Below are 18317 nucleotides of genomic sequence, written 5' to 3' on the forward strand. Positions count from 1 at the left end.
TTTTAGGATACCAGCCAGGGGTTATGCAAAAGATCGTTTGCGTCGGAGGCTATGGCTTTGAGAATTTTTTCTTTGTAAGGATCCAGGTCTTCCTCGACGCACACCACCGGAGCGGAGCAATGGTTACAAAAGTTTATGCAGGATCTTTTGCCATAGAGCATGGCATTTCGCAGATACTTTAACTGCATGCCGTTCCAAATCTCCAAGGCCGATTCCTGTTGCACATTGCCTATGACGACTTTTTTTGGCCAGTCCAGCGTGCAAGGGCTGGTGGTACCGTCCCAGTTAAAGTGCAAATACATGAATATAAACGGGCAGACGTCTTTGTCGAATTTGGTGTTTTGGTTGTACATGCCGGTGTCGGACACGGTATTTTGCTTGCCGAGCTGCACTTCGGCCCACTGCGGCACGATTTTTTCTATATAAATTTCGTCACAGATATCGCCGAAGGTTCGATAAAAATAGTCTCGCTCTTCCTGGCTTAGTACAAATACTTGGTCGCTATTTTCATCAAGCGCGCTGGTTTGGTCAGCCACTTTGACATATATGCGGCATTCGCCCCGTATCGAATAGAGGTGGCGCAGGCCTTCGATGATGGCATTAAAATCCTGCTTAACCCCCGTCACCTGTTTATAGCGATCATCCGACAAGCCCTCCAGAGAGATATTGATACGTTGCAAGCCGGCGTCTACGAGTTGCCGGTTGAGTGCCGGTTCCAGCTTGGAGCCGTTGGTAAATAATTCGACGATTTCCGCCTTGTTCGATTTTCTGGCGTAATCGATCATTTTCGGCAAATCGGGATGCAGCGTGGGTTCGCCGTGATTGCCGATTTTTATTTTTTTGATACGCTCCGGAAACTCCTGTAGGTCGTTGATGATTTTGGCAAATAACTCATAAGGCATCATGCCGCGTTTTAGGCTGGCCTCTTTCATTGCCTTGTTATCGGCCTGAAAACAGAAACTGCATTTGTAATTGCAGACGCTGGAAACGTCTATATGTACCGAGAACGGGGTCGCTAACGGAATTTTATCTTCTAGCTTGGATTTGGGCGCAGAATGGATTCTCGGTTGTATTTTAGCTTTCATAATTCGGGTCCGTTATAGTATGTTCCATCTGCTGTTTAACATATCGATTCTTTTAGCGTCTTCCGACTGAATAAATCCGTGGTAATCCCGTTTATTCAGCAGCCACAATAACTCAAAGTGCACAGCGCTCAACAAAGCTTTGTCAATCTCAGCATTATCCAAGGCCAGGGAACTGAAAATAATCTTTCTAGTTTCAAATCGGTCGAGCTTCAATTGCTTAATTTCCCGCAAAGCAGGCAACGCATCCAGTGATACGCCGCCGCCAACTACGATGTCCAAGCTTTTTTGCCTGCACTCAGCAGCAACGTCCAGGCAGTAATTGGTCATAGCCGCCGAGTTCACATCCTCTCGGGACCAGCCGTGCGATTCGACGAAGTCGACTCTGCCGACGACGATGCCATCCACACCGTGCTCAGAAGCGGCCACCGCGATCATTTGCTCAAGATGCTGATAGGTGGTCAGGGTTTCCACATTGAACAAGAACTTGGTGTCTTCCTGCTCATCCTGACTGAAGACCTTGTTTTTGGCGGCGATGAATTTGGCAAGGGCATAGGGCGTTTCCACCATAGGGGCGATGATATATTCCACCCCGAACTGTTTGGCTTCTATCAGATCGCGGATAGCCTCGCAGCCACCAATTTTGAGGGCTACGCCCAGATCTGCCTTCCTGGCAATTTCCAACAACCGCAACAATTCGTCGACACGGGTGCCTTCCGCTTCAAATTCCGCTTTAACGGCAACACAACCAATTGCTTTCAGCTGTTTCAATATGTCGAGCATTTGTCGTTCGCGGTTATTCATAGCTCACTATTTCCGTCAATAACTCGTGGTAATGATCGAAGGCATAATGAGCGTCGCCGGCTCTCACGCCATCGTCGTAGCCGTTTCGATAAAAATAAAACGGCATATTCAAACGTGCCGCCATGGTTTGATCTACCGTGCTGTCGCCCACCACGATACCGTTCTCAGGCGTCAATCCGAAACATTCCAGGCAGGCTCTCAAATTATCTGCGTGGGGTTTACGAGTCGGCAAATCGTCGCCGGCACAGATGTAAGAAAAATGATCCCTGATGCCCGTTTCAGTTAAGACCTTTTCCGCAAGCCGCCGCGGTTTATTGGTACAAATGCTCAGCCGATGATCTCGGCCGGATAGTGCCGCCAACATGTCGGCGACGCCAGGGTACAGCGAATCGACAGGCGTTGGCCGGTCGAAATATTGCCGACGAAAATAGTTCAGATTGGTTTGCACATCCGCGCCATCAATTGCCAACCCATGCATTATCAGTTGCTCGCCACCCTGGCTAAGCCAAGGCAAGAAGTCAGCCATGGACAGTGCCGGCTTGCCCAGCTCTGCTCGCATGACATTCAGAATGGCGGCGACCATTCTGCCGCTGTCCACCAACGTGCCGTCCAGGTCGAAGACGATAGTTTTTATCTTCATGGCATTAACCGACAATATTCCGGGCCAGCTCGTCCCGATCCAGAAAGGGCGCCATGTCTTCCAGAGCCGGCGACACCATGCTGCCGTCTTCCCGCTTTCGGGACGCAAGCTTGGGTGAAAAAGGCTGTTCCGGGTCCAGCATGACTTCGATCAATGCCGGCTCATTGCTCTGCATCAATTCTTTCACCTCTGCCCGAGACCAATCGCCAATGGATGAGACTTTAGCGGCTCGGATATTGAAGGCTTTAGCCACGGCAACGAAATCAGGCAGGCTAACGCCATTGTCGGCATCGATGCCGAACAGATTGTCGGCAAAGTAAGCCTGTTGGGTTTGCCGTATCGAGTGGTAGCCGCGGTTGTTAAGCACAATCACTTTAACCGGATAACCGTACCCCACCGCGGTTTGCAACTCTTGCAGATTCATCATCAGGCTGCCATCGCCGGCCAAACACACGATACGCTTGCCGTCGAGAGCAATGCTAGCACCGAGTGCGGCCGGCAAATCGTAACCCATCGATGCATCGCCGGAATTGGTATACAGCCGTTGGCCCGGCTTCAAATTTGCGGCCTGGAAACCAATGACACAGGCAGAGCCGTTACCGGCCACCACCACCTCGTCGGCAGCCAGTCCGGCAAATAGGGTTTCTATGAAAAAGTAGGGATTGATGGGCGTTTTTTGTTGCTGCCGGTAATCGGGCAGTACGGTCGGGTATTTTTTCACCCGTTCCAAACACCAATGCAAATAGGCCGTGTGTTGGCTTGAGGGGCCGTGCCCCGCCAAGGCCGCCTTGAAGGCAGGAATAAAGTCTTTCAGATCGGCATGCACTTTCAGATCAATATCCAGGGTTGGTTTGTTCAGTTCCGCACTGTCGACGTCAACCATAGCCTTCCATGCCCTTGAGGCAAAACTACACCAGTTATAACTGATTTGCCTGATATTCAATCGGCAGCCCAAAACCAATAAAAAATCTGCATTTTGTACTGTAAAATTGCCAGCCCGATCACCGACAGTTCCCGGCCTACCCGCAAAAAAAGGATTATCGTTAGGCACCAGGTCATGGGCATTCCAGCCTGTGACTACAGGTATTTTCAACTTTTCTAACAATTCCAAAAATTCATCGGACATAGCTGCACAACGAACGCCTGTACCCGCCAGAATCACCGGTCTTTGTGCATTTTTCAGCTGCCCCAGAATTTGCTTCATTATTGACCCAATATCTTGTTTACCGAGTTCTGCTAATTCCGCTTTGGTGTTTTCGCTTACGTCATTGTCGGCCAGCAAAGTTTGGGTATCCCTGATGTCCCATCCTGCCAGCTCATCTGGAGCAATCAGCGTACTTTGCACATCAACCGGCACATCGATCCAAACCGGCCCAGGCCTACCATGGGTTGCAAGGAAAATCGCCTTATCCAATACCTCTTTGGTTTTTTGCGGATCTTGTAAAACCGTCGCATATTTGACGACAGTTCTAGCCATGGTAACGATGTCGACTTCCTGGTCGCCAAGTTGGCGCAATGGCAATGGATAATTCATGGCCAGGGTTTCACGCTTAACTTGGCCGGATACTACTAACATACCGATTGAATCAACATAGGCGCCAAACACCCCGTTCAAAGCGTTGATGCCGCCCGGCCCGGTTGTAACGTTGACGACGGCTAGCCGGTTGCTGACCCGGTAGTAGCTTTCCGCCGCGATGGCCGCGCCCTGCTCGTGGTGAAAGCAAATTGGTGTGAGCAACTTGTTTCTGGCAAATGCGTCATTCAAATGCATGGCTCCCCCGCCGGTTACCAGGAATACATGCTTTGCCCCAGCCTCCACACATCGAGACGCGATATAGTCAGCTACACGTTGATTTTTTTGAGTCATTGTGGATTCACCCGCAAGAAGCACAGGATAGTCGCCGCTATATAAGCAAGCACCTCCCGGTTCAAGGAAGGTTGCACCCCCACCCAAAATGTATTTCTCATTACCTTGTTGGTGTTCAACAGCTCACCAACAACACGAAAGTGACGTCCCATCATGTAAGGTTGGCAAGTCAAATTGCCGCCGAATAACAAACGCGTTCCGATTTTGTGTTGTTCCAGATAGCGTATTAGGTTGGCACGTTGCACAGCTGATGGGTCTTTGATGGTAATGGGGAATCCAAACCAAGCCGGCGAAGCAAAAAACGCTGGCTCAGGCAACAGCAAATACGCTTCGCAGTTAGCGAGCCCGGCTTTCAAAAATGTGAAGTTTTCCTGACGACTCGCCACAAAGCCAGGCAATCCGCTTAATTGGGCCAAACCGCACGCCGCCTGCATATCAGTAATCTTCATGTTATAGCCTGCGTGAGAATACGTATATTTATGGTCGAACCCGAAAGGCAGTTCGCCTAACTGATATTCAAAACGTTTGCGGCAAGTATTGTCGCGCCCCGGCTCGCAAAAGCAATCCCGGCCCCAATCGCGAAACAACTCCAGAATTCGCTTCAACACGCCGTTGCTGGTAAACACCGCACCGCCCTCGCCCATGGTGATTTGGTGGGCCGGATAAAAACTCAGGGTACCGATGTCGCCAAACGTGCCGACATGGTGAGTTTCACCGGCTTGGATGGTTTTGCCCTGGGCATCGACAATCGGTTCGAAGGGCGTGTAAGTCGAGCCCAAGGCGTCGCAACAACCCTCGATCAGCCACAGGCCATATCGCCGCGCCAATTTTATGATCGCCGTCAAATCGAACGGATTACCCAAGGTATGAGCCAACATGATGGCCTTGGTTTTTGGCGAAATCGCGGCTTCGATTTGATCGACGTCGATGTTATAGGTCGGAAGCACAATATCGACAAACACCGGCACCAAGCCATAGTGAAGCAACGGATTGACCGCGGTCGGAAATCCGGCGGCTACGGTAATCACTTCGTCGCCGGCCTGCAAGGCTCGTCCGCCCAATTGCGGTGAGGTAAGTGCGGCTACCGCCAACAAGTTGGCGGATGAGCCAGAATTGACGGTTAGCAGATGCTTGGCGCCGATAAAGGCGGCCAATTGTGATTCGAAGTCGCAATTGAAACGCCCGGTTGTCAACCAACCGTCCAACGATGATTCAACCAGATGTTGCAACTCTGGCACGCCAACCACCTTACCCGACGGCGCTATCGGCGTGACACCCGGCAAAAACTCCCGGGCGGCAAACGCCAGTTCGGCATAGCGCCCGACCAAGCCGGGAATTTCCGCGCGTAGAGCATCCAATTCGGTCGACTGGCTCATACGGACCCGCCCGATTGGTTGTAACAGTCGATTTGGGTCCAACACCGGCTTTTCATATCGCGTCCCGCTTGATGATTTTCGTACCTGTCCAGGTTTTTTTTCCAAGGCCCGATACAAATTCCAGTAACCATGCCAGCCCAACCTGGCTCTAGCTTTGCTGGAATCCGGGGTCAACAGATACGCCTCATGCTGTTGCTCATTGGCATCGATTTGCTTGCTCAACTTCGGCCAACGCTCCACTACGCAATCAACAATCCAGCCCACGCTCTGATGTGCATAGTGCCCTGGGCCAAAACTCCACGCCTCGGCATAGCCTTTTCTTTCCCGGTACAGGCATTCAGCCAATAATAGATGACCAGCCAGCGGCTCCAGCACATGCGGCCAAGACCTGCTCGCCAGCGGATTTCTGAGTACAATAGCCCGGTTGCCGTCCAAAGCTCGCACCAAATCCGGCACTAACCTATCCTGAGCCCAATCACCACCGCCAATCAGTTTACCTGCTCGGGCGGTAACAATTGCAACAACGCCTTGGTAGAAATAACTATTGCGATAAGCAGCCACCAAAATCTCCATGCACGCCTTTCTGCTACTGTAAGGATCATAACCACCCAATCCGTCACTTTCCCGATACGACCACAGCCACTCGCGATTGTCGTGACATTTATCGGTCGTTACCATCACCGTCGGTTTCACACTGGAGCAGGAACGGATAGCCTCCAACACGCGTAAGGTACCCATGACATTCGCTTGGTAAGTAGCAAGCGGATCGGCGTAAGATCGCCTGACCAAGGGCTGTGCTGCCAGATGCATCATAATCTCCAGCTGAGCTTGTTGAACGACCTGGAGTACCGCCGGCAAATCGTTGACATCTCCGATTTGCGCATGCATACCGTCCGCCACCTGTGCTATTCCGTATAGGTAGGGTCGGGGTTCCGGCGTTAGTGCCAAACCCGACACCTTGTCACTCAATCGTTGCAACCATAACGCCAGCCACACGCCTTTAAAGCCGGTATGTCCGGTCAAAAATACCGATTTACCCCACGAGAACGCGGAATCGACTACCAGACTTTCCACAGTGCCAATCCACTGTCCTACAGTTTTTCCAGCTGCAACTTGTCACGCACGTAAGGCGTCCATCGGTTGCCAGAAATCGTCATGTCGATATACCGCCAGCTGTCTCTGTTCAGCCAAGCTTTCCAGCGACCGCCCTTCCCAGCTAGTTTTGTCGTTGTCAATGCAATCAATGACTTTCGGCAATAGTACAAAGAACCCGCATTCACCATATTGTTGTCACCCTCCGGTTCTTCTTGAAAGGAATTAACCCGCTCACTGTCAATATCCAAATCCCCGAACTTGGCCGGCGGAACAGTTTTAGTCACTGTTGCCAGGGTTTTTTGGCATTTGTGAAACTCGATCATTGCGCCAATATTCACGTTGCTGACACCGTCACCATCAGTAAAACAAAAATACTCTTCATCCTTGATATATCCCCTGACCCGTGTCAAACACCCGCCCGTGGCGGTATAGTCACCGGTGTCTACAAAGGTGGCGCGCCATGGCTCGGCATTGTTTTCGTGAACATGCATCCGATTGTTGGCCATATCGAAGGTAATATTGGACATGTGCAAAAAATAGTTGGCGAAATATTCCTTAATCAGGTATCCCTTATAACCACAGCAGATAATGAATTCGTTTATACCGTGGTAGGAATAAATTTTCATGCTATGCCACAGCATAGGTCGCCCGCCAATCTCAACCATCGGTTTGGGTTTAATAAAGGTTTTCGCATAAGCGCGCACCCATACCACCCGCCAAAACAATCGCTTTCATGCTTCACACTCCCTCTGAATCTAAATAGGGTAGCCAAATTTTTGACATCTGATCATCTTACGGATCTAAAACTTCTAACAAAGCAAAAGACGAGCCAGAAAATCAAAGCATTCGACAAATGTTTGTAGCGAGGCACCCTTGATCAATCGCGGTATTGTATAGGTCAACAGCTATCTCGTTGTTCGTTAATAGCTCTGTAAGCTATTTTCAAGCCCGTCTACGCTAGCTATTATGAATACAAGTACACTAAAATATCAGCTTCAAACCCGGCGGCAACGCCTCACCGAAGACTTGTTTTTCCTGTTGTTCGTCCAGTTGTTTGAATTCGGCGACCATGTCTATCCAGGAAGATGGGGATTTAGTTTGTTTGAGCTTGTCGATCACCTGCGTGCGCAGCTGATCGTCGATGTCCCTGGCCCGATCGTCGCAGCGCCTGGCCAGCAAGGTGGCGGCAAAGCCGGCCTGGGTTAGCTTTTTCCAGTCAGCTTTCAGTAGCTGTTGCAGCCAACTCTCTACCGTGGCGGCTGGAATAACCTGATGATTGCTGCCGTGAAATAAAATCCGTCCGCCGATACGGCCGACCGCCCACCAACTTTGCTCGGGTTCCCCGGCTTTTTCCAGACGCTTTAGCAGCCATTCGCCCAGTTGAATTTTATCGGTAATTGTCAGTCTTTCCAGCGCCGCCGCCAAACGCACCATATCTTCGTAACCGCGTGTCGCCAGTTGCTTAGAGACGCCGGGCTGGCGCGCGGCAGCCGGGTTGATGTATTTAGCGATGTCGTTAAAGATGCGTTGCTGGGCATCCGCACTCAAGCCGCCGGCAACGCGCCGCCATAAGGTCCACCATTCGGCCCAGTTTTGCTTTTCGTTGACGAATTGCAAGCCTTCCGCATATAGCTTCCAAAGCTGCTCTACCCGCCAATCGTCAAGCGGGTAGCCAAAACCTGGCCGCAGGCAAAAGCCGGCCAGACTTAACCAGAGGCGTTCGTGCTGTTCGCTCCGCCGCCGATATTTACTGCCTTCCAATAAGGCCGTAAACAACTCGCGCAGCAACGGGGTTTGCCAGTCGCCGCGCGGTGCAGCGAGAATTTTTTCCAACTCAGCACGCAGGGTTTTGACCGCCTGCGGATCGACTTGTTTGGATTTGGCGCCGAATACGGCCTGAATTTTTTCCAGCGCTTGCGGTAATTGACCAGGCAGTTCGGCGTTGGCGATAATTTGGGCCTTTTTACGAATCTGAAACTCTACGTCCCATCGCTGGCTGGAATCGTCCACCGCCACGCACTGTATTTGCAAGGTACCGACTTCCGTATAAGTTGCCAGTAATTGCACCGCCACTTCGGTTTTTTGTTGGCCTTCGAATGCCACCGCCAGGGGAGGCAAGCTATGAAAACGTTCGTCATCGAGTTCGACAATGTCGCCTGGCTGATAAGTACTGTCTCCGCTACTGGACAACAAATGAAAACGTACCGGTTGCCCGACTCTAAGAGCAAACTGTCGATCACTCAACAGAATCTCATGACCTTCCTCGCTGCCTTTCGGCAGGATACAAACGCCATGCCCCCCAGGCTTACCATCACCACTTTTGGCCGCGGGATCAACCAGCAGAAAATAACTACGGGCGGCGCCACCGCCGATTTTCAACTTCTTGTCTCGGCGGGCAACCGCATAACTGACCGCGCCGTAAGCCACCGCCAATTCCGGATGGCTATTGTCCAGCAATAACGGCGGCTGCCCGCCGCGCCAACTGGCTAATAAATTGATTAAGCGTTGCACCATGGCCGAACTGCGAAACACGCCGCCGTTCAGTAATAAGGCGTCGGGGACAATTTGATGCTCTGCCCCGGTTCCTCGCAACGCCATTTGCGCAGCCTGGGCATGCATTTGCAAAAAGGCGGCAATATGCTTACTGATAGCCGGCTCCGCCGCATAGGGCAAGCCAAACTCCACTACGCCGCTGCGCTTCCTATCCGGCAGGTCTTGCAAGCCGGACATAGGTAAAAAGCCATCCAATGCAATTTGCTTAACCTCTTCTTTGCTCAGCGACGTACTTTTTGTGCCGCCAATCAACCTGGAACCACCTCCTAACAAGGTTACTGCCACTTGCTCAGGTGCATCGTCAGCCAACAGCAGCTCCTTGGCGATCCGGCATTGCTCCAGCAATTGCGATAAATCGGCGGTTGAGAGTTTTTTATCGCCGGTTCGCAAGCGGCTTTCCGCTAGATGCGCCAGAGCCAGGTCAATATTGTCGCCCCCCAACATCAGGTGGTCGCCGACACCTATGCGCGTCAGCTTAGGCTCGTCAGCCCCCTGCTCAATCTTGATCAAGGTCAAATCGGTAGTACCACCACCGACATCGCAAACCAGCAATAAGCGCCTATCGGCCAGACTGGATTTGATGGTACCGGCATGCCGGCGCAGCCAGTCGTAACAGACTGCTTGCGGCTCTTCCAGCAATCTTACACCGCTCAAGCCGGCCATCTTGGCCGCCTCCAATGTTAAGGATCGCGCGGACTCGTCAAAGGACGCTGGCACCGTAATCACCACTTCCTGAAGAGCAAGTGGTGCTTTGGGAAAACGGTGCTCCCAAACGGCGCAGACATGTCTCAAATAACTAGCACTGGCTTCCAGCGGCGAGACTTTAAATACCGAGTCGTCACTGCCCCAGGGCAAAATGGCCGCGCTGTGATCGACTGAGGTGTGCGACAACCAGCTTTTAGCGCTAGTAACCAATCGACCTTGCGACTTTGCCCCCAACAAGCGCGCCGCTTCACCAAGCACAGCGCCTTTTTCCTGAGTCAAAAATCCGGCTTCTTCCGTTATTTCGCCTGGCGCGGGATGGTATCGCACCGACGGCAATAGTGGCTTGGCGCTCACTTCGCCTGGCGCGATCAACTGAGAAATTTCGAACAAGTGAATAGCTTTAGCAGGGTCGCCTATATCGGAGTACGCGACCACCGTATGGGTGGTACCTAGATCGATTCCGACCGAATAAGTAGCAGTGTAGTTTTTCAAAAGGACTTAGTATGTTTATTCTAATTATGTAGGGCAGCCTGACAAGTATTCAAGCAGGCGCGCGCGAGCGCCTATTTTAGTCGGCTTTCTGATCGAACACTCTCGTTTTTCTAGATAGCACTATCCAAACCGTGGTTGCCAGGTGAAATAAATTTCCACAAAGAACAATCTTTCGATGTGTTTCGAATAAAATGCTTGCGCGCCTAATGTTTGCGATGTTATTTTCCGCCTACGGCAACCATCAGTGCATTGCATTACTGAATGCGCCCACCGAGAACAAGATCTAGCGCTGTAAAGTAGTCGAGTCTGAATCAAGACCAGGCACCGCAGCAATTATTAACCAACTTGAACGAGTTAAATTCATGCTTATTAAACCTTCCGCATTAGCCGGCGTCGTGTTGCTGGCCGCCAGCCAATCAACAGAGGCAGTCGTCATCAATTTCGACTACACCTACGACGGCGGCTTTTTCTCCGGCAGCAACGCAAGTAGACGAGACATCCTGGATGCCGCAGGCGGGTTTTTGGGAGGTATCTTAACCGACAGCTTGACTGCGATTACATCCGGCGGCATCAATAATTTCAGCGCGGTATTTCAACGTCCTGATACCGGCGCCAGCACGACTCTGAGCAATTTCAGCGTGGCAGCCGACACACTGACAGTGTTTGTTGGCGGACAAGCCATGGGAGCAGGCAACCTGGGTTACGGCGGCTATGGCGGTTACAACGTCAGTGGCACCCAAGATTTTTTGACCAATGCAGCACAACGTGGACAGTCAAATACGACCGGCCCGTCAGCAACTGATTTTGCGCCATGGGGTGGTCAATTGACCTTCAGCAGTTCGGCAAACTGGTATTTCGACACGGATCTTTCTACCACCGAGACATTTAGCGGTAATGATTTTTATTCGGTGGCACTGCATGAGTTAGGCCACTTATTGGGCCTAGGCAGTTCGGACTCGTGGGATAATCAAGCCTCAGGCTCCGGCTTTACCGGTGCCAATGCGGTAGCGGCTTATGGCGGCAATGTACCACTGGAGGGCGATAAGGTTCATTGGTTAGAGGGCACCAAAAGCACGGCAAACGGGATTGAGCAAGAAGCCGCCATGGACCCTACTTTGCGCGTCGGTACGCGCAAAGTATTTACGCAACTCGACCTCGCCGCGCTGAAAGATGTGGGCTGGCAAGTTTCGGTAACCGCAGTGCCGGTTCCTTCCGCCGTTTGGCTATTCGGCTCTGCTTTATTGGGTTTTATTGCCAGCAAACGTAAGCAGCTTCTGAATTTCTAGCAAAATCATCACCGTCGCGCCGGACAAGCCAATTGGCTAATAAAACCGGCGCGATAAAGCGATTAAAACTTATTGACTGACACCTGATAAAAACGGCACAAAACTTACCCGCTCTATTACTTCATCCTCAAAGCCCTGCTCGGTGCGGGTTACCCGATGTAATTCCTGCATCCCTTCCAGCCCGACCGGAATCACCATCACGCCCCCCACAGCCATTTGCTCAAGTAAGGCTTCCGGAATTTCCGCCGGCGCGGCGGCAGCTAAAATCCCATCATATGGCGCGTGCTCCGGCCAGCCCCAGCCACCATCGCTATGCTTAAAACCCACAGTCTTGATACCCAACTCCCATAGGGTATCCCGGGCTTTTTTCATCAACGGCGCAATCCGTTCCACCGAATAGACTTGCGCTACCAGCTTCGACAATATTGCGGTTTGGTAGCCGCAACCTGTACCAATTTCCAGTACCTTTTGCAGCGGACCTTTTTCCAATAGCAATTCGGTCATTTTGGCGACAATATAAGGCTGCGATATAGTTTGATTGTGGCCGATAGGTAAGGCAGTATCCTCATAAGCACGACTCTCCAAAGCTTCGTCGACAAAAATATGCCTAGGTGTGTCAGACATTACCGCCAGGACTTTACTGTTATAGATGCCTTGCTCGCGCAGCCTAGAAATCATCCGCTCCCTGGTCCGCCGAGAAGTCATGCCTATACCCTGGATGCGTCTACTCATACGAGCGCCTCCATTGCCAGCCATTCACTCAATCCCTCCAATCGTTCATATCGCGTTAAGTCCAACTGTAGCGGCGTTACGGACACGTATCCGTTTCTTATCGCATCAAAATCGGTACCTGGCCCGGCGTCTTGTTCGCTGCCGGGCGGTCCCACCCAGTAAATAACCTGCCCCCGCGGATCATGGGAACGTATTACTGGTTCCGCTTTGTGCCGCTGCCCGAGTCGGGTAGATTGATAACCTTTTAATTCGGCAATCGGTAAATCAGGCACGTTGACGTTTAACAAAGTGTCTTCCGGCAAGGGATGAGCGAGGATTTTTTGCATTATTGTCACAGCCACATGTGCCGCCGTATCGAAATGTTTAGGGTCGCTGGATGCTAAAGAGATAGCCACCGCAGGCAACCCAAGAAAACGCCCTTCGGTAGCCGCAGCCACGGTGCCAGAATAAAGCACATCGTCGCCAAGATTGGCGCCATGATTGATACCGGCGAATACCATATCCGGTTCGTTCGCTAATAATCCTGTAATCGCCAGATGAACGCAATCCGTCGGCGTACCATCCACCCTGACAAAACCGTTTTCACATTGAGTGGCGCGCAAAGGCATATCCAGGGTTAAAGAATTGCTTGCGGCACTCCGGTTTTTATCTGGCGCCACTACTGATACGTTGGCGTGTTGACGCAGAGCTTCGGCCAATGTGTTGATGCCTTGCGCTAAATAACCGTCGTCGTTACTGATTAGTATGTGCATACTGCCGTGAAACGCTTTAAAATTCACGCATAGTAGCAAAAAAAGCGCAAAACCAGCAGCTTACGTGACAAAAAAAACCACTTCCGCAGACGATGTCCTCTTGTTTCGAAACTCGATCGGCAAAGTCCAGACCATAGACACCAATACCGTTATTCTTAAGCCTGATAAGAAACCGCGGCCAATACCTTCATATAAGCCGCTCGAGCAGGTTGATCCGTTACAAAAAGATGTTGAGGGTAGCTTGGATACCCTGTTCCAAGAAGACAAGATCGCCTTCCTGGTGCCAGGCATGCAAAAAAGCGTCATCAAAAAACTTCGGAAGGGATATTACGGCCTGGATGCCGATATAGATTTACATGGCTTAAGTAGCCGAGATGCACAACAGCAGCTATTACGATTTTTACACTATTGCGTTGAAGACGGTTATCGCTGCGTACAAATCATTCACGGCAAGGGGTACAACTCTACGGATAATCAGCCAGTCTTAAAAAATGATATTAATCTCTGGCTACGCCAACATAAAGATGTCCTGGCGTTTTGCTCCGCTCCCCCCAAGGCTGGCGGTACAGGTGCCTTGTTCGTACTGTTACGCTTATCAGAAAAATTTGTGACATCCGAAGACGAGCCTCAATAACGCCCCTTTAGGCTACTCAAAAATCTCCCGCCTCTACCCAAACAAACGCAACTCCGTTCGCTATATTTTGCTTTGCCTTGACTTGTCCGGCTTGTTGCTCTAGTTTTTCAGCATTGCTGCTCCTTATCATGAAAATAATAACGAAACCAACGCCATGACCATAAATCAACACCAGCGACCTCTCCAAACCACAGGAGAAATTGGCGTTTCTATGCAAAGCACTATCGAAGCGGGGATTTTCAACAATGAGCCTTAACATTGGGATCGTGGGTTTAGGCAGAATTGGTCGCGGGGTATTAAGAGGAAATTTCGCACAAGAAAAAGGCGGCAGATTCGATATACGTGTAGTCTGTGACGTAATGGCTATCGATCACGTTGCTTACCTATTAGCAAACGATAGCACCTATGGCCGCCCCCCATTTAATGTAGATTGCGATGGCGACGATTTAATCATAGACGGCAAAAGAGTTCGCTATCAGAAGGTAGACCGGCGCCGTAGTTCGCCCGATGACGGCAGCTGGGGAGTATTGCGCCAATTTGATCTCGATGTATTATTTGACGCCACGGGCACCGCCACGATCCATGATTTCCGCTCATTGATAACGCAGGAAGTCGCTAAAAAAATCCTTTGCACTTGGAATGTCAGCGGTTGCGATATCAGTGTGGTATTCGGAGTAAATCATTCGGCGTACGATCCATTACACCATGACGTCATCTCTGCCAGTACCTGCACGGGTAACGCTCTGGTTCCTATCTGTCATGTACTTGATAAGCACATTGGCATCAATTTCGCCCGAGCCATCACTATCCATCCGCAACTTTCAGATCAACGTGTATTGGATGGTTATCACGCATCATCCCAACTTGGCCGTGGGTGCGCGTCTTCCATTATCCCAACCAGCACGAACGTAGGTAAATCCACGACATTGGTATTACCAAGACTGGAAGGCAAATTGGACGCTATGTCCTACAGAGTGCCAACTGCAATTGTCTCAGTTATTGATTTAACAGCCACTCTTTCTAGGAAAACGTCACTAGAAGAATGTGTAGAACTGTTTGAAGACTACGCCAACAAACAATTAGCAGGAATTATTCATTGTGACTATGGCGCATGGGGCCATCAAAAGGCTAGCATCGACTATATGGAAACCCAATATTCCTCAATATTGTTGATGCATCATCTGACTGTCAGCCAAGGCCACCATCTCGGCCTATCTTTAATGCATGACAATGAGTATGCATATTGCTGCCGAGTATTAGACGTATTGGGCATTTTATAAAACTAGGGGCTGTTGCCATTTTGTCATAATCCCTTTGAAAATCGATTGGCGAGCCATATTGATTGAGTTTTCAATCAAACGATAACTAGCGAATGCCACGCCAACTGCTTACAGATACCCACTGGGAAAAGCTAAAAACGATTATGTTGAGTTTCAGCATTTACGACAAACCCGGTCTTCGGCAAACGGTCGAAGGGATTTTTTATCGCTTGCGTGTTGGCTGCCCTTGGCGAGACTTGCCCGTCGCTTTTGGCAAGTGGAATGCCGTGTACAAGCGCTTCAATGCCTGGTCACTGCAAGAAAAGCTGAGGGGTATCTTTCAAGCGCTAGTGATTGAGCCTGATTTGGAATGGCTATTTATTGATGGCAGCATTATTAAAGCCCATCAACACAGTAGCGGCGGCGCCCATGAAAATCCAACAGCCATCGGGAAATCAGTCGCAGGCAACACGACCAAAATCCATATGGCGGTTGATGCCGGTGGACTTCCCATCCAGTTCTCGATTACGGGGGGCGAAGTACATGACTGCAAAGAAGCGCCGGAATTTGTGGCCAAGCTCCCCCAGGCGGGCTACATGATTGCAGACAAAGGGTATGACAGCGAGCCGTTACGGATTCAAATTCGAGACCAAGGCACAGTCCCCATCATCCCAAGAAAACAAAATTCAATAGTCGGGAATGAGGAAATGGACTGGTGTCTCTATAAATATCGCCACCTCGTTGAAAACGTATTTGCGCGACTGAAACATTTTAGAGCTATTGCCACCCGATATGACAAACTAAAACGCAATTTTGAAGGTGCTATCGCCCTGGCTTGTGCATTTATATGGTTACCGATGTGAAACGGCAACAGCCCCTAGTGCCCGCAAGTTTACCGAACACTCAATGAAACCCGATCACATTCTGGCAGAATGAACCGAATAACAAGCTTCTCAGCGGCCTCTTCACCGGATGCAACAGTTTTGATTCTGGGCAGCATCCCTGGAAAAGCATCCCTGGAGGCTAATCGATATTACGCGCATCCACAGAATCAATTTTGGCCTATCATAACCGAACTTCTGGAACTCAATCCTAGTAGCTCATACTTAGCGAGAATGGAATCAATCAAATTAGCCGGCATTGCACTATGGGATGTAGTTAAGTCATGCCATCGGCACAACAGTAGTCTCGATGCAAAAATAGACAAAAACAGTATTGTTACGAATGATTTTCCAGGATTTTTCCTAAACCACCCCTATATTACGCATATATTCTTTAATGGCTTAACTGCAGAAAAAACCTTTCAAAAGCATGTTCAACCTTATATATGCACAGATCGGTTTACGTACCACCGATTACCCTCTACAAGCCCGGCGCATGCAACGATGGCTTTTCAACAAAAGCTGGATAGTTGGCGCATATTAACAACAGCAATAGCAGAAGCCACTTACAGCGAAACAATAGAGACTTCAAAAACAAACCAAACAAGCAGACCAAGAAATATATTCTAGGAATATAAATTAACGCTGAACAGTACACAAACAAAAACGGCAGAGAAGCCGTATAGCTAATCTGCCGCTACAAGCCCAATATTAAATACCCAATGGCATTTATTCTTCAGTTTGTACAGGCTCTGGCCTATCTACCAACTCGACGTAAGCCATAGGTGCGTCATCACCAGGCCGAAATCCGCACTTAATAATCCTCAAATACCCACCGTTTCTGGACTGATACCTTGGACCAAGCTCGTTAAATAATTTCGTTACAACATCTCTATCACGCAACTTAGAGAACGCCTGGCGACGTTTCGCGACAGAGTCGTTTTTAGATAATGTAATCAAAGGCTCAGCGATCACACGCAACTCCTTTGCTTTTGGTAACGTTGTCTTGATTAACTCGTGTCTAAACAAAGAGCAAGCCATGTTGCTAAATAGCGCTTTTCTGTGGCTACTATTTTTATTTAACTGTCTTCCAGATTTACGGTGTCTCATTTTTCAAATGCCTTATATTCAAATTCCAGCTTGCGATTGATCAGCCAGATTTTCAGGTGGCCAGTTTTCCAAGCGCATACCCAATGACAGACCTTTAATTGCAAGAATATCTTTAATTTCCGTTAACGACTTCTTACCCAGATTAGGTGTCCTCAACAACTCCACTTCGGTCCGCTGAATCAGATCGCCGATATAGAAAATGTTTTCCGCTTTTAGGCAGTTGGCAGAACGAACCGTCAACTCCAAATCGTCTACAGGGCGTAGCAAGACTGGATCGAACGACTCTTCCTCAATTGCCACCTCCTCATGTATCTGTTCGTTAACTTTTTCAAAATCTACGAAAACAGATAACTGGTCATGAAGAATCGAAGCGGCCAATTTGATCGCCTGCTCAGGATCAACCGTACCATTTGTCTCCAATTCTATAACGAGCCTATCCAGATTGGTGCGTTGCTCGACACGAGTGCTTTCTACATGATAAGCGACCTTTACTATAGGACTAAACGCCGCATCAACCATTAAAACACCGACCGGCGCGTCGTCATTCATCTCTTTCCTCAGACTGGCAGGAACATAACCCCGACCTCTCTCAACCTTAATCTTGATGTTGAGTGAGCAGTCTTGATTGTTGATGTTTGCGATTATCAGATCCGGGTTTACTAACTCCACATTATGGGGTAGTTCAATATCCCGAGCAGTTACGACACCAACACCCGATTTAGCCAGCGTGAGAGTCACTTCATCCTTAGAATGAACGACGACAGCAAGTTTCTTAAGGTTCAGTATGATATCTATGACATCTTCTTGAATACCTTCTATCGTGGTGAATTCATGCAACACGCCTTCGATAGAAATTTCTGTAACTGCGCAACCTGGAATTGAAGACAGCATGACCCGCCTCAAAGCATTGCCTAAAGAATGCCCGAAGCCGCGCTCCAGAGGCTCGATAACGATTCTCGAGTGGTTGGCCGAGTCGTTAATCACCTCGACAAGTCTAGGCTTAAGTAGGCCAACAATAGAACTCTGCATAATTTAAATCCTGGACTTAT

General features: G+C 49.8%; 17 protein-coding genes. 5 read left to right on the plus strand and 12 right to left on the minus strand.

Annotation, left to right across the window (positions count from 1 at the left end):
- Positions 1-2 precede the first annotated feature (2 nt).
- The 7 genes from ACR02O_RS21450 to ACR02O_RS21480 form a co-directional block, all read right to left on the minus strand.
- Positions 3-1085: a radical SAM/SPASM domain-containing protein gene (locus ACR02O_RS21450; protein ID WP_458138284.1), complete on the minus strand. Its 1083-nt coding sequence runs from the start codon at positions 1083-1085 to the stop codon at positions 3-5.
- A 12-nt stretch (positions 1086-1097) separates the two neighbouring features.
- Positions 1098-1886, minus strand: a complete 789-nt coding sequence (locus tag ACR02O_RS21455; protein WP_458138285.1) for an aldolase/citrate lyase family protein — start codon at positions 1884-1886, stop codon at positions 1098-1100.
- Positions 1879-2526, minus strand: a complete 648-nt coding sequence (locus ACR02O_RS21460) for an HAD family hydrolase (RefSeq protein ID WP_458138286.1) — start codon at positions 2524-2526, stop codon at positions 1879-1881. The genes ACR02O_RS21455 and ACR02O_RS21460 overlap by 8 nt, the downstream gene beginning before the upstream one ends.
- 4 nt (positions 2527-2530) lie before the next feature.
- A complete protein-coding gene (locus ACR02O_RS21465; RefSeq protein ID WP_458138287.1) occupies positions 2531-4393 on the minus strand; it encodes a thiamine pyrophosphate-binding protein in 1863 nt (620 codons plus the stop codon).
- The gene (gene rfbH / locus ACR02O_RS21470) at positions 4390-6843 is read right to left on the minus strand and encodes a lipopolysaccharide biosynthesis protein RfbH (RefSeq protein ID WP_494522371.1); all 2454 of its coding nucleotides are present in this window, start codon (positions 6841-6843) and stop codon (positions 4390-4392) included. Before rfbH ends, ACR02O_RS21465 begins: the two co-directional genes overlap by 4 nt.
- Positions 6844-6860: 17 nt before the next feature.
- Positions 6861-7568 (minus strand): sugar phosphate nucleotidyltransferase, encoded by a 708-nt coding sequence (locus ACR02O_RS21475; protein ID WP_494522372.1) that lies wholly within the window; start codon positions 7566-7568, stop codon positions 6861-6863.
- A gap of 277 nt (positions 7569-7845) precedes the next feature.
- On the minus strand, positions 7846-10614 hold the full coding sequence (locus tag ACR02O_RS21480; RefSeq protein WP_494522373.1) for an Hsp70 family protein: 2769 nt from the start codon (positions 10612-10614) through the stop codon (positions 7846-7848).
- Positions 10615-10976: 362 nt separating this feature from the next.
- On the opposite strand from ACR02O_RS21480, the gene ACR02O_RS21485 reads away from it, so the two are divergent.
- On the plus strand, positions 10977-11900 hold the full coding sequence (locus tag ACR02O_RS21485) for a matrixin family metalloprotease (RefSeq protein ID WP_494522374.1): 924 nt from the start codon (positions 10977-10979) through the stop codon (positions 11898-11900).
- A gap of 69 nt (positions 11901-11969) precedes the next feature.
- Here ACR02O_RS21485 and ACR02O_RS21490 read toward each other — a convergent pair whose 3' ends face one another.
- Positions 11970-12632, minus strand: a complete 663-nt coding sequence (locus ACR02O_RS21490; RefSeq protein ID WP_033157201.1) for a protein-L-isoaspartate(D-aspartate) O-methyltransferase — start codon at positions 12630-12632, stop codon at positions 11970-11972.
- Positions 12629-13384: a 5'/3'-nucleotidase SurE gene (gene surE / locus ACR02O_RS21495; protein WP_033157202.1), complete on the minus strand. Its 756-nt coding sequence runs from the start codon at positions 13382-13384 to the stop codon at positions 12629-12631. Before surE ends, ACR02O_RS21490 begins: the two co-directional genes overlap by 4 nt.
- A gap of 64 nt (positions 13385-13448) precedes the next feature.
- On the opposite strand from surE, the gene ACR02O_RS21500 reads away from it, so the two are divergent.
- Positions 13449-14018 carry a Smr/MutS family protein gene (locus ACR02O_RS21500; protein WP_033157203.1) on the plus strand — a complete coding sequence of 190 codons (570 nt, stop codon included), beginning with the start codon at positions 13449-13451 and terminating at the stop codon, positions 14016-14018.
- A 16-nt stretch (positions 14019-14034) separates the two neighbouring features.
- On the opposite strand, the gene ACR02O_RS21505 is transcribed toward ACR02O_RS21500, so the two are convergent.
- Positions 14035-14277, minus strand: coding sequence for a hypothetical protein (locus tag ACR02O_RS21505; protein ID WP_129871343.1), 243 nt, complete (start codon positions 14275-14277; stop codon positions 14035-14037).
- Here ACR02O_RS21505 and ACR02O_RS21510 point away from each other — a divergent pair.
- The 3 genes from ACR02O_RS21510 to ACR02O_RS21520 all read left to right on the plus strand — a co-directional run bounded on the left by ACR02O_RS21510 (position 14264) and on the right by ACR02O_RS21520 (position 16788).
- On the plus strand, positions 14264-15298 hold the full coding sequence (locus ACR02O_RS21510) for a type I glyceraldehyde-3-phosphate dehydrogenase (RefSeq protein WP_033157204.1): 1035 nt from the start codon (positions 14264-14266) through the stop codon (positions 15296-15298). The two genes, ACR02O_RS21505 and ACR02O_RS21510, sit on opposite strands and share 14 nt — an antisense overlap.
- Positions 15299-15390: 92 nt before the next feature.
- Positions 15391-16140 carry an IS5 family transposase gene (locus tag ACR02O_RS21515; protein ID WP_129871393.1) on the plus strand — a complete coding sequence of 250 codons (750 nt, stop codon included), beginning with the start codon at positions 15391-15393 and terminating at the stop codon, positions 16138-16140.
- Positions 16141-16209: 69 nt separating this feature from the next.
- Positions 16210-16788 (plus strand): DNA-deoxyinosine glycosylase, encoded by a 579-nt coding sequence (locus ACR02O_RS21520; RefSeq protein WP_458138292.1) that lies wholly within the window; start codon positions 16210-16212, stop codon positions 16786-16788.
- Between the two features lie 99 nt (positions 16789-16887).
- Here ACR02O_RS21520 and rplQ read toward each other — a convergent pair whose 3' ends face one another.
- On the minus strand, positions 16888-17268 hold the full coding sequence (gene rplQ, locus ACR02O_RS21525; protein ID WP_033157205.1) for a 50S ribosomal protein L17: 381 nt from the start codon (positions 17266-17268) through the stop codon (positions 16888-16890).
- An 18-nt stretch (positions 17269-17286) separates the two neighbouring features.
- Positions 17287-18297, minus strand: a complete 1011-nt coding sequence (locus ACR02O_RS21530) for a DNA-directed RNA polymerase subunit alpha (RefSeq protein ID WP_458138293.1) — start codon at positions 18295-18297, stop codon at positions 17287-17289.
- Between the last annotated feature and the right edge of the window lie 20 nt (positions 18298-18317).

This window comes from Methylomonas sp. PHL2-19 (assembly GCF_059331595.1).